Source organism: Wolbachia endosymbiont (group A) of Clivina fossor (assembly GCF_964026865.1).
GTDB lineage: Bacteria > Pseudomonadota > Alphaproteobacteria > Rickettsiales > Anaplasmataceae > Wolbachia.
Genome location: NZ_OZ034707.1, coordinates 974,131 through 988,577 on the forward strand (window position 1 = coordinate 974,131; position 14,447 = coordinate 988,577).

A 14,447-nucleotide genomic window follows, 5' to 3' on the forward strand; every position below is an offset into this window, starting at 1 on the left:
TTAATCATTAACCGTTATAACATTGCCATTATTATTATGATTAACCGTTGCTTTTCCTAATTCTACCATTTTCTTAGTGATTACTATAGTGCTACCTTCAAAATCTCCGTTTCCAGCTGTATACATAACGTCAAGCAAAAGTGACTCCAAGATAGCACGTAACATTCTTGCACCTGTTTTATAGCTTATAGCCTTTTTAGCAATAGCTGATATTGCTTCATCTGAAAACTCAAGGTTTACTTTGCTAAACGCAAGCAATGCTTTGTACTGTTTTATTAGTGCATTCCTTGGCTCTGTCAACACATGTATTAAATCTTCATGATCCAACTCATCTAAAACAGCAGTTATTGGAACCCGCCCTACAAATTCGGGTATTAAACCGAATTTGATTAAATCTTCAGGTTGAACATCATGTAAAGCATTCTTTTTCTTTTGCTCTTTAGACTGACTTATATCTGCTCCAAAGCCAACTGACGTTCCCTTTTTTCTCGCTTCAATAATCTTATCGAGGCCTTCAAAAGCTCCTCCACAAATAAATAGTATGTTACTAGTATCCACTTGTATAAACTCTTGTTGTGGGTGTTTTCGCCCTCCTTGTGGCGGAACATAAGCAACTGTACCCTCCATAATCTTAAGCAGAGCTTGCTGGACCCCTTCACCTGAAACGTCACGGGTTATTGAAGTGCTTTCAGATTTTCTTGTAATCTTGTCTATTTCATCTATAAACACTATACCACGCTGTGCTTTTGCAACGTCATAATTTGCAGCTTGTAATAAACGCGACAACACGCTTTCTACATCATCACCCACATAACCTGCCTCAGTTAAAGTTGTCGCATCAGCCATAGCAAATGGCACATCTGAAACTTTAGCAAGTGTTTTGGCTAGCAAAGTCTTACCAGAACCAGTGGGACCAATAAGCATTATATTTGACTTCTCGATTTCAATATCACTTATAGCATGAAATTGTACCATGGATTGACAATGGTTATACATAGCTACAGATAAAACGTGTTGCGCGTGTTCTTGACCTACAACATGCTTGCTGAGAAAATTTTTTATATCCTCAGGTTTCTTTAGTAATAGCTTCATATCAGATATACGATCTGAATTAAAAGATCTATCTTTCTTTTGACTTATTGCTTTATGGGATAATTCTATGCACTCATTACAAATAAACACCTTTAAACCATCCGAGGAGTTAGTAATCAATTTATCTACTTCATCTTGCGCCTTGTTGCAAAAAGAACAGTAGTGTAAATCATTATTGTTATCCATTAACCCACCTTTTGTTTAACTTTAATATTTTCAATTTCAATATCTGTACGCTCAGCTATCACCCTGTCAATTAAGCCAATTTTCCTTGCTTCTTCAGGATCCATGAATTTATCTCTTTCCATCATTCCTTCAATTTTCTTCAGTGAATTTCCAGTATGTTTTTCATAAATTTGATTTAGTTTTTTCTTAACTCGCAAAATTTCATTAGCATGTATTTCTATATCAGTTGCTTGACCATGATAACCACCAGATGGCTGATGTATCATAATTCTTGAATGAGGTAGAGAGTAGCGCTTACCTTTTGTACCAGATGCAAGCAATAAGGAACCCATAGACGCAGCTTGACCTATACATAAAGTTGAAACGTCTGGGTTTATATACTGCATTGTATCGTAGATCGACAAACCAGCAGTTACAATACCACCTGGTGAGTTGATGTACATACAAATGTCTTTATCGGGATTTTCCGATTCTAAAAATAAAAGCTGTGCTACTATTACACTGGCCATGTTGTCCTCAATAGGACCTGTTACGAAAATTATTCTTTCTTTCACTAGTCTTGAATATATGTCATAAGCGCGCTCACCGCGACTAGTTTGTTCAACTACAATTGGTATAAGAGTCATACCTTTTCCTATTAAATATTACCAAACAATTCCTTTAATTCTTTCACAGAAATAATCTGCTCTTCTTTACTAACTTTTTCTATTATATAATCTGTCACTTTATACTCAAGCGCTTGCCCTCTAACTAATTCTTGAAATTGTTTATTTGATTCAAAATGCTTAAGTACTCTGTCAAACGGTACATCCTTACTGATATATTGATTTACAATAACATTCAAAACATCATTTTGAGTTAATGATATTTTATTTTCTGCACTAAATTTCATAAATAACATAGCAAGCTTTACACGTTTTTCAGCTTCTTTACAAGAATCATTTTGAGCACCCAGTTCTCCTTCCATTCTTTGTTGCTCCTGTTTTACTATGTCTGTGGGTAAATCAAAACTATAATTAGCATCCAAATAATCAAATAGCTCCTTTTTAATTAAGAGATTTCTCATTTCGGTGCACTGATCACCAATCATTTTTTTTGCATGACTTATTAGCAAAGAATAATCTTTAAAACCAATACTCCTAGCTATTTCATCATCATTTTCAAAATCTTTGGCAATTTGAATCTCATTAACTCGCACAGAAAAATCAGCTTCCTGTCCTGCAAGGGAAATGGCTTGGTAATTTTCAGGAAATTGCAACTTAAAGTCCTTTGTTTCTCCCTTTTTCATACCAGTTAATTGATCTTCAAAACCATTAATAAATGTGCCAGACCCTAAATTAACGGCAAAATTTTTGCTACTTCCACCCTGAAAGAGCTTATTCCTAATCCGCCCTTCAAAATCAATTATCAATTTATCCCCATCTTTCGCTTGATAAGAAGCATCATCAACAGAGGCGAAATTGGGGAACTTTGTTTTAATAGAATCAATAAATTCTTTTATATCTTCCTCTTCAATCTTTGCTTCAATTTTCTTTAAGTTTATTTTGTCAAGATCTATCATCGGTACTTCAGGCATCGACTCAAAAGATAGCTTGTATACAAAATTGCCCTCCTCATTTTCTTTGCCCAGATCTGGTAATGATATAACATCAACCTTAGGATAAATGTGAGACTTGACTTCAATTTTTTTCATCAAATCACTTGAGCAATAATCAATTGTATTATTTATCACATATTCCAAAGCTTCGTTTTTATAATTTGCAACAACAAGGTCATAGGGCATCTTTCCAGCCCTAAATCCAGGTGATTTTGCATTTTCTGCTATCTCTTGCAACCTGGAATTTACCTTTTGTTTTATATAATCACTACCAACTGTGATTTCATACTCATACTTTAGTTTATCTATACTAAGCTCTTTGTAGGTATATACGCTACTTACTTCGACTGTATTTTGAGGTATATTATTAGACATCATAATTCATTTATTAACATTTTAATTCATATCTTAATAGAGTCATTTTACCAGAATTTAAGTTAAACACAATCCTTAAGAACAGGTTTTTATACAAACAAAAGTGTATTCAGTGATTATAAATTTTCCCTTAAAACCTAAGTTACATGACTTTAAAGTGCGGATAGAGGGACTTGAACCCCCACGAGCAAGCTCACCAGGACCTAAACCTGGCACGTCTACCAATTCCGCCATATCCGCAAGAAATTTTCAGTACCCTATTATAGGTATTCCATTAAAAATATTCAAGGTTTAAAGTCTTACTTAATTTATAGTATTTACACAATCAAAAAAGCTTATTAACATTTCTTAATGAAAGCTCTAAATCCTGAAAATCAATAATGAGATTAATAACAAGCTTCTTACTTGCAATTTTTTTGATTACACAAAGTGGTTGCACAACCCTTATAATAGGTGGTGTGGTGGCTACAGCGACAGCAACAGCAATAACAATGCAGGACAAATCCTTGGGAAATATCATTGATGATACGACTATGGTCATCAGAATTAATAAGGGGCTCTTAAAACATGGGCTATTTTCATCCATAAAAGTTAAAGTAAGTGAAGGAAGAGTATTGCTCATTGGAAGTGTTGACACTCCTGAAAAACAACTTACAGCAGAAAAAATAGCTTGGCAGCAAAAAGAAATTAAAGAAGTGATAAATGAAATAAGAGTAATACCAATTCAAATGGCTTCCATGCTAGACACTACTGTAGATGGCATGATAACAGCGGAAATAAGAACAAGACTTCTGGGGAAAAGAAATATTAAATCAATTAATTATAGCGTTAATACGGTTGATAGAGTTGTTTATTTGATGGGTATAGCCCAAAATAAAGCGGAATTAAAAGCTGTAATATCAATTGCAAGAAAAGTAAAGGGAGTAAAACAAGTTGTAAGTTATGTACGATATAAGTACAGTAAATTACGCCATTAGGCAAAAATCGCCTTCAAATTATAACATTTGTACAGTTGTGACAATAGGTAGAGAACATAAATGAAAGTTGCCTTTCAGATGGATGAAAATATAAATTTTGAAACTGACACTACATTCGTGCTAATAAAGGAAGCACAAAGGAGGAAGCACGAAGTTTTTGTCTATGCTCCTAACAATTTAGCACTAAAGCTAAACCATCCAATTGCTCTTGCTCAGAAAGTCAGCGTTGATGATTTTAGTTTTATCTCTAAAGAGGATGTAGCAATCAACTTGAATGAAATGGACATCATATTTATCAGACAGGATCCACCCTTTGATATGCGCTACATTACAACAACCTATATCTTAGAAAAAACCAGCGCATTGGTAATTAACAATCCAACAGAAATAAGAAATTGTCCTGAAAAATTGATAACTTCATTATTTCCAGAGCTAATTCCGCCGACTTTGATCACTGAAAATATATCGATGATTAGAGATTTCTACCACAACTATCAAGATATTATTCTGAAGCCGTTGTATAGTTATGGAGGAAACGATGTAATAAGAATACGAGATGAAAACAGCATTCAAGTGGTAGTGGATCTCATGATAGCAAAATATGAATGTCCTGTAATTGCGCAATCATTTTGTAAAAACATAGATAAAGATAAAAGAATATTGCTACTTTATGGTCAACCAATTGGAGTAATGAAACGAGTTCCAAAAATCAGTGGAGAGATCAGAACAAACATGCGGCTTGGAGCAAGTTTTGAGCCCGCTCAAATGAACGATAGAGACAATGAAATATGTAACAAAATTGGTCCTGAATTAAAGAAAAGGGGGCTAATATTTGTTGGTATTGATATTATAGATGACTTCCTGCTCGAAATTAACACAACTTCACCCACGGGAGTGGTTTATATCAATAAATTATATAATATATCGCTAGAAAAAGACCTTTGGGATGTGTTTGAAGAAAAAGCAAGCAGCCATCAACTAAACCTGTGAACAATTACCTTAACAAACTCAGTAGTCCCATTCTTTATCCCTGTTTTTTTTGTATTATTGGTCATATCACGCAATTTTTGAGAATTATTTAATAGATCAAATAGTACCTCTGTTAGATTTTTTTTTGCTTCACTATTCTGCTCAACTATTACAGCTGCTCCCGAATCTTCAATATATTTTGCGTTATAAAATTGGTGATTATCTTTTGAGTCAGGGTAAGGAATGTATATAGCAGCGCGCCTAGCAAGAGTGATCTCTGCTATTGAAGTTGCTCCTGCTCTGCTAATTACCAAGTGAGCATTGGCTAGTCTATTTCCCATATCATCAAAAAATTCACTTAATTCACAATCGATCTTTTCACTTTTGTATAGACTCTTGACCTTGTTTATATTTTTCTTCGTACATTGCTGCGTCACTCTAATTTTCTTTTTCATTTTAATAGGCAAATTACAAATTACGCTGCTTACCACATCATCAAAAAAATTTGCACCTTGGCTGCCTGCTATGACCAATATGTTTAGGACTTTCTCAGTGCTAGAATGGCTCTGTGCTTTTATATCAACAAAATTTCCTGTAAAAATACATTTATTGCCCTCTGCATATTTAGTCTCCGGAAAGCTGGTTGCAATTAATTTTGCACTCTTGAAAAAGAATCTATTTACTCTCCCTAAAACTGTGTTTTGTTCATGTAAAATTATAGGTATAGAAAGAACTCTTGCTGCAAGAAGAGTTGGAAAAGAAGCGTAGCTACCAAACCCAATTACTAATCTTGGCTTCAATTTTCTGATTTTATATATTGCTAGCACACAACTATACATTAATAAAAGGAAAAACTTAAATTTGTTGCCGCTCGGTTTACGTAATGGTAAGGTGTAGTTTTCTATGTCGGTATTTTTATTTGTTTTTTTATCAGTGAATAATATGCAATTGTATCCTTGTGCCTTTAGTGCTCTTGCTAAAGTTATAGCTGGAAAAATGTGTCCGCCTGTGCCACCTGTTGCTAAAATAATATCCATCTGTAAATAATGAATCCTAGATTGTTAACTGTTATTTAATAATTTGCACGTAGAATTTTATTAAGCTTTATGATAGTTGAGTTAAAAATGCCTAAAAGTAGTAACAGTAAAAAAGAATCTAACGTGAAAAATAAGCCTCAAGAACAAAGAGAAGGCAGAAGCGGAGGTTTTTTAGAACTGCTAAAAAATATAATAAAAATTCTTTTCAATTCGGTTGTTGACCTACCTGAGCACGAGCAGCATAATAAAATGAAAAGCACTAATCTACAACAAGGTTTGGATACTAAAGGAAAAGGCCCAGAAGATCTTCATCCAAAGGCAAAGCTTGAAGTCAAAGAAGCAGCTAAGGGATTGAAAGAAGAGTTACAGAATTCTGATGCTGGTGGTAATCAATCTATTAAAATTAAAGTGCCTAATCAAACTACTACCCAAGACATTGACAACTCTAAAACGATGGAACGTTAGTTCAACTATTTAACGACTCATCATCTGCAGCAAGCACTGATTCGTGTATCATCTCTGAAATGGTTGGATGAGGAAAAATCGTAGATTTTATGTCGAAGTCTGTTCCTTCTAGTTGCTTTGCAAGAGCAAAATTGCTAATTAACTCCGTTACTTCTGCACCTATCATGTGGCTACCCAGAAGTTCGCCTGTCTTTTTGTCTATAATTGTTTTCACTAACCCTTCAGTTTCACTGAGTGCAATAGACTTACCATTAAAGTTAGAGTGAAATTTTCCTATTTTTACATCATACCCACCTCTTATTGCCTGTTCCTCAGTAAGGCCGATGCTCGCTATTTGTGGATGAGAATAAGTGCAATTTGGTATGCATTCTTTTTTTAACGCATGAGCACTTTTACCAGCAATCTTTTCAACGCAGATCACAGCTTCATGGCTCGCTTTATGTGCTAAACATGGTGGGCCAGCTACATCACCTATTGCATACACATTTGATTCACTAGTTTCATACCATTCATTCATTTCAATAAAACCAGAAGGGCTTAATTTAATTTTTGTATTTTCTAAACCTATATTTTCAATATTTGCTTGAATTCCAACCGCAACAATCACCCTATCAAATTCTTTGCTCTCGCCACTACTTAGTAGCACTTGAGCAGAGTCTTTACTTTTAGTAAGAGCTTTTACGCTACTGTTTGTATATATTTTTATCCCCTGTTTTGTGAATATTTCTTCTGCTAGGCCTGAAATGTCTTTATCTTCCAGCGGCAAAATAGTGCTCTTTATCTCTATGATTGTTACATCAACCCCCAAAGTACTATAAAAACTTGCAAATTCTATTCCAATTGCACCAGACCCTATGATTAGTAGTGATTTTGGTAATCTCTCTGGAGTCATAGCGTGCTGCGCATTCCATATTAAATCTCCATCTGCCTCTATTTCAGGCAGATTCCGTGCCCTCACTCCTGTTGCTAAAATGATATGTTTGGAAACAATTTCTTGTTCTTCCTTATCGCCAGCAACTTTTATAGTACTATTGCCTGCAAGTTTACCAAAGCCTTGATGAACTTTGATGTTATTTTTTTTCATCAAATATGCAACACCGCTTGACAATTTATCAACAACGTTTCTTGAGTATTTCACTATTGATTGTATATCAAAACTCGCTCCCTTTACTTCTATACCAAACTCTTTTGATCTTTTTATTAGCCTATAAACCTCAGATGCTCTAAGTAGTGATTTTGTTGGTATACATCCCCAATTTAAGCATATACCGCCTAAATTTTTTTCTTTTTCTACAATTGCAGTTTTAAACCCAAGCTGTGCCGCCCTAATTGCTGCTATATAACCACCAGGACCGCTACCTATAACCGTAATATCATACTCATTCATCAGTTTTCTTCGTATTCAAAAAGATTATATATAACAGATGGAACCCGTATGATCAATATTCAGGTAGCTGACAACATAGAAACGAAAAAACTTGCTTGACAAACTCCGCCAGCCCCCTTATTGTAGTATTAAGGGTATTTCTGACTCAAAACTTGTTTTTGACCTGCAGGCTCAATGACAAAATTCAGTAAAAAACTTAGGGTATTTTTTGGCGGATTACATAAAATTATAGCGGCTGCATGTCTTTTTTATTTTTTCTACATTCAGCCAAATCGCGCTTATTTTAAGCGTTAGCACATTATTACAGCGCCACTTACAGTAATATAGAGTCAAAACTCGCACCACGGGGCTTCTTTTGCCTTTTTTTTCGTTTGGTAAATTTCTTAATGTTTATAGCTAAAGTAACTTAAGAGACCGAAAATGGTCAGCACTCCTTTTTTTGTCATCCCAGTGCCCCTATGATGTCATTCCAGTCTGGAATCTAGTTCTTATTGTACATTTACTTGGTGTAGAGTTAAGTTTTCTGGATCCAAGTAGTCAAGCTACTCGGATGACACCTTGACAATCGTCATCCTGCTACGTGTTAGCGGATGAGATACCGCGAATGAATCGCGGTATGACGTAGGATTGCTGTCATCCCGCTACTTGTTAGCGGCTGAGATACCGCGAATGAATCGCGGTATGACGTAGAAGCTATACTTTTATACTCACCAACTCAGTATCCAATCTGGATCCAAGTGTCAGCTACTTGAATGACACAGTTTTTGCTTAAACCCGTAACGTTCGTACATTTTGCTAAAAGTTCAAATATCAACATCATGCACGTTGAGTGCATTACTATTAATAAAATCACGGCGTGGTTCAACTATATCACCCATTAATATTGAAAATATGGAATCAGCTTCTTCACAATCTCTTATTTCAACCTTCAATAAAGTTCTAGCCTCAGGATTTAACGTAGTATCCCATAGCTGATCAGCATTCATTTCACCAAGACCTTTAAATCTCTGCAGAGTTAAACCTTTTTTACCATAGTCCATTATTATTTTTGCAAGCGTACTTGGAGAAGTGATTTTTATTTCAGTTTCTTGTGACTTTAAAAATGAATCACCATTAAATAAATTACTTATACCATCAAGCAAACTTAATATGCTTTGCATATCTTTGCCTTCAAGCATACTAAGTGCAAATATATATTTGTCTGCCAATCCTTGAAATAATTTAGAGATGTGAATTTCTTTTTCTTCATCCTTTATTTCTACTTCCCAAGTATATTCACTGTACATTAATTTTAAATACTTTAATATCTCATCAGCCGATGATAGAGCATTCTTTTTGCTTAAAATTAGCAATGACTCTAAGAGATTTTGTGGTATTTCTCTATCATAATTTTTGCTAATATTAGAAATGCTAACGCATTTATTCAAAATAAGGCGCAAGTCGTTAAATTCTGTAGCTGTACCACTTAGTGTTAATCTTTTAACTGCTGAGTTTATTATATACTCTTCAAAAGTTTCGTCATCTTTAATATAAGTGTCTTTAGCATTCTTTGTAACTTTATAAAGGGGTGGCTGTGCTATGTATAAGTAGCCTTTTTCAATAACTTCACGCATATGTCTAAAAAAGAAAGTTAGAATCAAAGTTCTTATATGTGAACCATCAACATCTGCATCTGTCATGATGATAATTTTATGATATCTAGCTTTTTCAATATTGAAGTGTTCACTCCCTATTCCAGCACCAATTGCAGTAATTAAAGAGCCTATTTCTGCAGATGAAAAAATACGATCTAAACTTACACGTTCTACGTTTAGAATTTTTCCTCTTAAGGCAAGCACTGCTTGTGTTTTACGATTACGCCCCTGCTTTGCAGTACCACCTGCTGAATTACCCTCTACTATAAATAATTCCGATAACTTAGGGGCTTTTTCCTGGCAATCAGCAAGCTTTCCTGGCAGAGTTGCAATATCAATATTGTTTTTGCTTTTAACTAACTCTCGTGCTTTTCTTGCGGCTTCTCTTCCTTTTGCTGATCTGATTGCTCTTTCTACTATACTTGCTGCCAATTTGGGATCAGTTTCAAGGATTGTGCTCAATTTATCAGAAACTATGCTCTCCACAACTGTACGCGCTTCAGAACTAACTAGCTTGTCTTTTGTTTGTGAAGAAAACTTAGGGTCAGGCATCTTGAGAGATAAAACACAAGTTAAACCTTCTCTAACATCCTCTCCAGTTAAATTTACTTTTGCTTTCTTTAAAAACCCTTCATTAGTTGCATAGTTATTGATACATCTAGTTAGTGCAGATCTAAATCCTGCCAAATGCGTACCACCATCTCGTTGCCTTATATTATTCGTGAAGCATAACATATGTTCATAGTAGGAATCATTCCATTCCATCGATATTTCCAAGCTGATGCCAAGATCTTCTGCATCTCCTTTCATACTGGCAATTTTAGTTACATGTGTCTTATTCTTATCTAAGTACCGCACAAAATTCGCTGTACCAAAATTGTCTTTAGATTGATTGCTCTGATTGAAATGAGATTCTGTATATGGTTCATTGCGCAGATCACGTAAAGTAATGTCGATATTTGAATTTAAAAATGCTAATTCTCTTATACGACTTTCAAGCGTTGAGTAACTGAAATTAATGCCATTAAAAGTCTCTGTTGATGGCATGAACGTGACTTTAGTTCCTCTTTTGTTTGTATTTTCGTTGACTACCTTTAAAGGTTCAATAGACTCACCATCTTCAAAGCGCATAAAGTGTTCTTTCTTATTGCGCCAAATAGTTAATTCCAACCAGCTTGATAATGCATTCACAACTGAGATTCCAACACCATGTAATCCCCCAGAAACTTTATAGGTATTACTGTCAAATTTACCACCAGCATGGAGTTGAGTCATTATTACCTCTGCTGCTGATATTCCTTCTTCTTCATGAAGGTCAGTTGGAATGCCACGACCATTATCAGTTACAGATACTGAACCATCTTTATTTATGCTAACTTCAATTTTATCACAATATCCAGCTAAAGATTCATCTATTGCGTTGTCAACAACCTCATATACCATGTGGTGCAAGCCAGATCCATCGTCAGTGTCACCAATGTACATACCTGGACGTTTCCTTACAGCATCAAGACCCCTTAAGATTTTTATTGCATCGGCATTATAACTATTTTCCATTAGATTGCTTCGTTTATGAATGTTAATTAATATTACATCCAGATATACTAGTTAGCAACATTTTTAAACTGATAACCCACATTAAAAGCACAACTTTACGAACGTTTATTTTTTAAGGACAGCAAATGGTGTCATTCCAATGCGTCTTCCATAACTGTACGAACATTCATTTTTGAAGGTAAATTGCACAACAGATGATGTCATTCCAGTCTGGAATCCAGAAATTTTGCTTATAACTGAGCTGATGAGCTAAAGGTAGTTGTCTTACGCTAAAACAAACGTTTTTAATTAAGTTGCATAGAAGCTGGATCCCAGTGTCTGGGCACTGGGATGACACCTCACTGGTGGGAATTGCTCCCAAACTACAACGTTCGTACAGTTGTGTATGTCTTCCCATGGAGATTGCTCTCAAATCATAATGCTCATGCAGTTGCGTGCTCGACTAATTAACAGAAAAATCTATAATTCAGTTTACGTATTTTCTTATCTCAGCCAAAATCTTATCAGATTGACTTTCGTCTGAATTTAAATCAGCTGCAAAGTGTGTAACATATTTTCCTCCAGGGCCAATAAGATATATTATCGAAGAATGGTTGATTTCTTCTTCTCCGTCTACTTTGCTTGCATATACTTTATATTTCGCAACTACTTCGTCTATTTTTTCTCTTTCACCAGTTAACATTTGTATTCTATGGTCAAATTGCTGCTGAAATTCTTTAAGTCTTTCCGTGCTATCGCGCTCAGGATCAACTGTGATGAAGAATGTTTGTAGCTTGTTGGTAGTTTTCTCATCTAACTTTGCAAGTGTTTCTGAAATTATCCCAAGGTTCATAGGACAAATTCTTTTACATGAGGAAAATCCAAAGAAAATCATCATGTATTTATCTTTAAAATCACTACTGCGCAGAATCTGTCCGTCCTGATTAATTAAAGAAAAATCTCCGCCTATCTTAACTTCCGCGTTGTGAATCGCTGCCGGGGCAAATATTCCTTTTTTAGTGAAATAACAATAACCTAAAAAAACAACTGCTAATGCTGCTAGCACATTAGATAACAATCTTATAAACCTTACCATTAGAATGCTCTCAGTAAAATCAAATTGTATCTTTATTGGTTAACCTATTCAATATATTTATCCCAAAGTGTATTGTTAATTTTGTCTAACAGTTTCTTATGTTCATCAATTTCTTCACTATTTGGTGAATGTTCTCTGGGAGTTAGATTACGCACTTTATGCTGAACGAATGTAGAGTTACTGTCCTGATTGCATTCATTATCAAACAGAAAGGTTTGTAACCCTCCTGTAAGTTCAACATATACCTTTGCAAGCAATTGAGCATCAACTAGTGCTCCGTGCAATTCTCTATTCTCTAGCGATATATCAAAACGCTTACATAATGCATTCAAAGAAGCAGGTGATCCTACGAATTTTTTCCTCGCAAGAGGTAATGTATCTAGCACTCTATCTGAGGAAATTAACCCAGCATTCAGCTTGCTTAACTCCATGTTAAGGAACTTAACATCGAATTCAGCGTTGTGAATTACCAAAATATCATTAGATATAAAGTCAAGAAATTCAAGTGCAACATCTGAGAATAATGGTTTATCTTCTAAAAATTCTTCACTAATACCGTGAATCTTAAACGAGTGATAAGGTATATCTCTTTCTGGGTTAAGGTACCGATGGAGTACTTTACCTGTTGGAATACGATTAATTAATTCCACACACCCTATTTCAATAATTCGATGACCAGATCCAGTGTCAAGACCTGTCGTTTCAGTGTCAAGTACTATTTCGCGCAGCTTGCTTTCCATGGTTAACTCTAAATGAAACTAATCTTACTTGTCATTTGTCTTATCGTTATTTGTCTTTTTATAGTTAATAGAAACAAGCAACCAGCTTGGGTCTGATGAATTAACATTTTTTTTGAATTGCCATACATCCTCAACTTTATTAATGGTGGATGTGCTACCTGATATTATATTTTCTGAGCTATCTTTAATAAAGTTAATTTGCTCTGAAAGGAAATATACTGCAATAAACACTGTGTTTTTTACTAGCTTTATTTCTAAAATCTTTTGTGAAACGATAGAAACAATTATAGACTCGTGCACCTCTTTACGATGTTTAATCTTCTCTGCAAAATTATCATATAAGTCTTTATCGAGAAGTGGTTTTAACTGAGACAAATTTCCTTGATTAAAATACTTTATTATTAATTCAAAAGCTATGCTTGAACCTTCTATAAAGTGGGAAATAGAAAAATCTTTGTTTTTTTTTAATATTTGTTCATAAGTAACTTTTATTGAATTTTCATCGTTGCTATCAATGTAACCCTCAATGTTTTCTACTACATCTTCTTTACTTCGGCTTACATCCAACACACTAGTTAGCTTTTTTAGATTGAGATTGGCTGACCTTCCTAAAGAATTATACAAACGTGAAAAAATGAACGCCGCTAATAAAGTATATATTACAAGCTCTATCATAGTAACTCAACTCCTTGGCATATAAAGTATCCGAACATTATTAATTATTAATGAAAATATGTTTTTCATATCAACTTATAATCAGGTTTGCTATTCGTTTGTAAATGAATATATTATATAAGAAAGTATTAAATATCTCAACTTAATTAAAGGAGACGTAAGAAATGCCACAACAAAAAATGAGAATTCACGGTCAATATGTTAAAGATCTATCGTTTGAGAATCCGAATTCGCCATTCCTTTCTTCAAATAAAGCTCCCGATATTAATGTAATGGTTAATATCAATTCAGCGAAACTAGAAGGAATGGAAAACAAAGAAGGAGTAAATGAAGAAAAATCTTTCCATGAAATTACTTTACATATAGAAGTCAGAGCAACGATAAAAGATGAAGGTATAAAAGATGGCGTAGCTTTCATTTGTGAGACAAAATATTGTGGCATTTTTTCAATAGAAAATTTTAAAGAGTTGAGTGAGGAAGAGGTAAGACAAGCTTTGTTTATTGGCGGACCTACTTTTCTTTTCCCTTTTGCAAGAGAAACAATTGCAAGAGTTACAAGCAGTGGTGGATTTCCCCCATTGATGCTAGATCCTATAGATTTCGAAACTATGTACGAGCAGCAAAGTCAACAACAAAGAAGTAACGGTAGTAATTCCAATTTTAACTAATATGATGTAACCT

The 14,447-nt window shown here is 34.5% G+C and carries 13 protein-coding genes and 1 tRNA gene; 4 read left to right on the forward strand and 10 right to left on the reverse strand.

Going from position 1 to position 14,447, the window contains the following annotated elements:
- From clpX to AAGD99_RS04990, 4 genes are all read right to left on the reverse strand, one after another.
- The gene (gene clpX / locus AAGD99_RS04975; RefSeq protein ID WP_253309481.1) at nucleotides 1-1,278 is read right to left on the reverse strand and encodes an ATP-dependent Clp protease ATP-binding subunit ClpX; all 1,278 of its coding nucleotides are present in this window, start codon (nucleotides 1,276-1,278) and stop codon (nucleotides 1-3) included.
- Nucleotides 1,278-1,904, reverse strand: a complete 627-nt coding sequence (clpP, locus tag AAGD99_RS04980) for an ATP-dependent Clp endopeptidase proteolytic subunit ClpP (protein WP_253309482.1) — start codon at nucleotides 1,902-1,904, stop codon at nucleotides 1,278-1,280. Before clpP ends, clpX begins: the two co-directional genes overlap by 1 nt.
- Nucleotides 1,905-1,915: 11 nt before the next feature.
- Nucleotides 1,916-3,250 (reverse strand): trigger factor, encoded by a 1,335-nt coding sequence (tig, locus tag AAGD99_RS04985; RefSeq protein WP_341823214.1) that lies wholly within the window; start codon nucleotides 3,248-3,250, stop codon nucleotides 1,916-1,918.
- 158 nt (nucleotides 3,251-3,408) lie between these two features.
- Nucleotides 3,409-3,490: transfer RNA gene (locus AAGD99_RS04990), tRNA-Leu, on the reverse strand.
- 140 nt (nucleotides 3,491-3,630) lie between these two features.
- Between AAGD99_RS04990 and AAGD99_RS04995 the strand changes: the two genes are divergently transcribed.
- Nucleotides 3,631-4,227 carry a BON domain-containing protein gene (locus AAGD99_RS04995; protein ID WP_064124795.1) on the forward strand — a complete coding sequence of 199 codons (597 nt, stop codon included), beginning with the start codon at nucleotides 3,631-3,633 and terminating at the stop codon, nucleotides 4,225-4,227.
- Between the two features lie 60 nt (nucleotides 4,228-4,287).
- Complete coding sequence (gene gshB, locus AAGD99_RS05000) at nucleotides 4,288-5,217, forward strand: glutathione synthase (protein ID WP_264688409.1); 930 nt, start codon at nucleotides 4,288-4,290, stop codon at nucleotides 5,215-5,217.
- On the opposite strand, the gene murG is transcribed toward gshB, so the two are convergent.
- Nucleotides 5,202-6,233: an undecaprenyldiphospho-muramoylpentapeptide beta-N-acetylglucosaminyltransferase gene (gene murG / locus AAGD99_RS05005; RefSeq protein WP_341822762.1), complete on the reverse strand. Its 1,032-nt coding sequence runs from the start codon at nucleotides 6,231-6,233 to the stop codon at nucleotides 5,202-5,204. The two genes, gshB and murG, sit on opposite strands and share 16 nt — an antisense overlap.
- A 69-nt stretch (nucleotides 6,234-6,302) precedes the next feature.
- On the opposite strand from murG, the gene AAGD99_RS05010 reads away from it, so the two are divergent.
- A complete protein-coding gene (locus AAGD99_RS05010; RefSeq protein ID WP_341822763.1) occupies nucleotides 6,303-6,698 on the forward strand; it encodes a hypothetical protein in 396 nt (131 codons plus the stop codon).
- A gap of 1 nt (nucleotide 6,699) precedes the next feature.
- Here the strand turns inward: AAGD99_RS05010 and lpdA are convergent, their stop codons facing one another.
- From lpdA to AAGD99_RS05035, 5 genes are all read right to left on the reverse strand, one after another.
- On the reverse strand, nucleotides 6,700-8,085 hold the full coding sequence (gene lpdA / locus AAGD99_RS05015) for a dihydrolipoyl dehydrogenase (protein WP_341822764.1): 1,386 nt from the start codon (nucleotides 8,083-8,085) through the stop codon (nucleotides 6,700-6,702).
- A gap of 803 nt (nucleotides 8,086-8,888) precedes the next feature.
- Nucleotides 8,889-11,276, reverse strand: a complete 2,388-nt coding sequence (gene gyrB, locus AAGD99_RS05020; protein ID WP_341822765.1) for a DNA topoisomerase (ATP-hydrolyzing) subunit B — start codon at nucleotides 11,274-11,276, stop codon at nucleotides 8,889-8,891.
- Between the two features lie 466 nt (nucleotides 11,277-11,742).
- Entirely contained in the window at nucleotides 11,743-12,351 is a 609-nt protein-coding gene (locus AAGD99_RS05025) for an SCO family protein (RefSeq protein ID WP_341822766.1), read from the reverse strand.
- A 44-nt stretch (nucleotides 12,352-12,395) separates the two neighbouring features.
- Complete coding sequence (gene dnaQ / locus AAGD99_RS05030) at nucleotides 12,396-13,091, reverse strand: DNA polymerase III subunit epsilon (RefSeq protein ID WP_253309507.1); 696 nt, start codon at nucleotides 13,089-13,091, stop codon at nucleotides 12,396-12,398.
- 24 nt (nucleotides 13,092-13,115) lie between these two features.
- Nucleotides 13,116-13,766, reverse strand: coding sequence for a Tim44/TimA family putative adaptor protein (locus tag AAGD99_RS05035; protein WP_264688327.1), 651 nt, complete (start codon nucleotides 13,764-13,766; stop codon nucleotides 13,116-13,118).
- 164 nt (nucleotides 13,767-13,930) lie between these two features.
- Here AAGD99_RS05035 and secB point away from each other — a divergent pair, with 164 nt between their 5' ends.
- The gene (secB, locus tag AAGD99_RS05040; protein WP_341822767.1) at nucleotides 13,931-14,434 is read left to right on the forward strand and encodes a protein-export chaperone SecB; all 504 of its coding nucleotides are present in this window, start codon (nucleotides 13,931-13,933) and stop codon (nucleotides 14,432-14,434) included.
- Nucleotides 14,435-14,447 lie beyond the last annotated feature (13 nt).

What these genes read in the sequence shown, in the direction of transcription:
- clpX (WP_253309481.1), bottom strand. Translation starts at nt 1,278, where the DNA reads ATGGATAACAATAATGATTTACACTACTGTTCTTTTTGCAACAAGGCG.
- clpP (WP_253309482.1), bottom strand. Translation starts at nt 1,904, where the DNA reads ATGACTCTTATACCAATTGTAGTTGAACAAACTAGTCGCGGTGAGCGC.
- tig (WP_341823214.1), bottom strand. Translation starts at nt 3,250, where the DNA reads ATGTCTAATAATATACCTCAAAATACAGTCGAAGTAAGTAGCGTATAT.
- AAGD99_RS04995 (WP_064124795.1), top strand. Translation starts at nt 3,631, where the DNA reads ATGAGATTAATAACAAGCTTCTTACTTGCAATTTTTTTGATTACACAA.
- gshB (WP_264688409.1), top strand. Translation starts at nt 4,288, where the DNA reads ATGAAAGTTGCCTTTCAGATGGATGAAAATATAAATTTTGAAACTGAC.
- murG (WP_341822762.1), bottom strand. Translation starts at nt 6,233, where the DNA reads ATGGATATTATTTTAGCAACAGGTGGCACAGGCGGACACATTTTTCCA.
- AAGD99_RS05010 (WP_341822763.1), top strand. Translation starts at nt 6,303, where the DNA reads ATGATAGTTGAGTTAAAAATGCCTAAAAGTAGTAACAGTAAAAAAGAA.
- lpdA (WP_341822764.1), bottom strand. Translation starts at nt 8,085, where the DNA reads ATGAATGAGTATGATATTACGGTTATAGGTAGCGGTCCTGGTGGTTAT.
- gyrB (WP_341822765.1), bottom strand. Translation starts at nt 11,276, where the DNA reads ATGGAAAATAGTTATAATGCCGATGCAATAAAAATCTTAAGGGGTCTT.
- AAGD99_RS05025 (WP_341822766.1), bottom strand. Translation starts at nt 12,351, where the DNA reads ATGGTAAGGTTTATAAGATTGTTATCTAATGTGCTAGCAGCATTAGCA.
- dnaQ (WP_253309507.1), bottom strand. Translation starts at nt 13,091, where the DNA reads ATGGAAAGCAAGCTGCGCGAAATAGTACTTGACACTGAAACGACAGGT.
- AAGD99_RS05035 (WP_264688327.1), bottom strand. Translation starts at nt 13,766, where the DNA reads ATGATAGAGCTTGTAATATATACTTTATTAGCGGCGTTCATTTTTTCA.
- secB (WP_341822767.1), top strand. Translation starts at nt 13,931, where the DNA reads ATGCCACAACAAAAAATGAGAATTCACGGTCAATATGTTAAAGATCTA.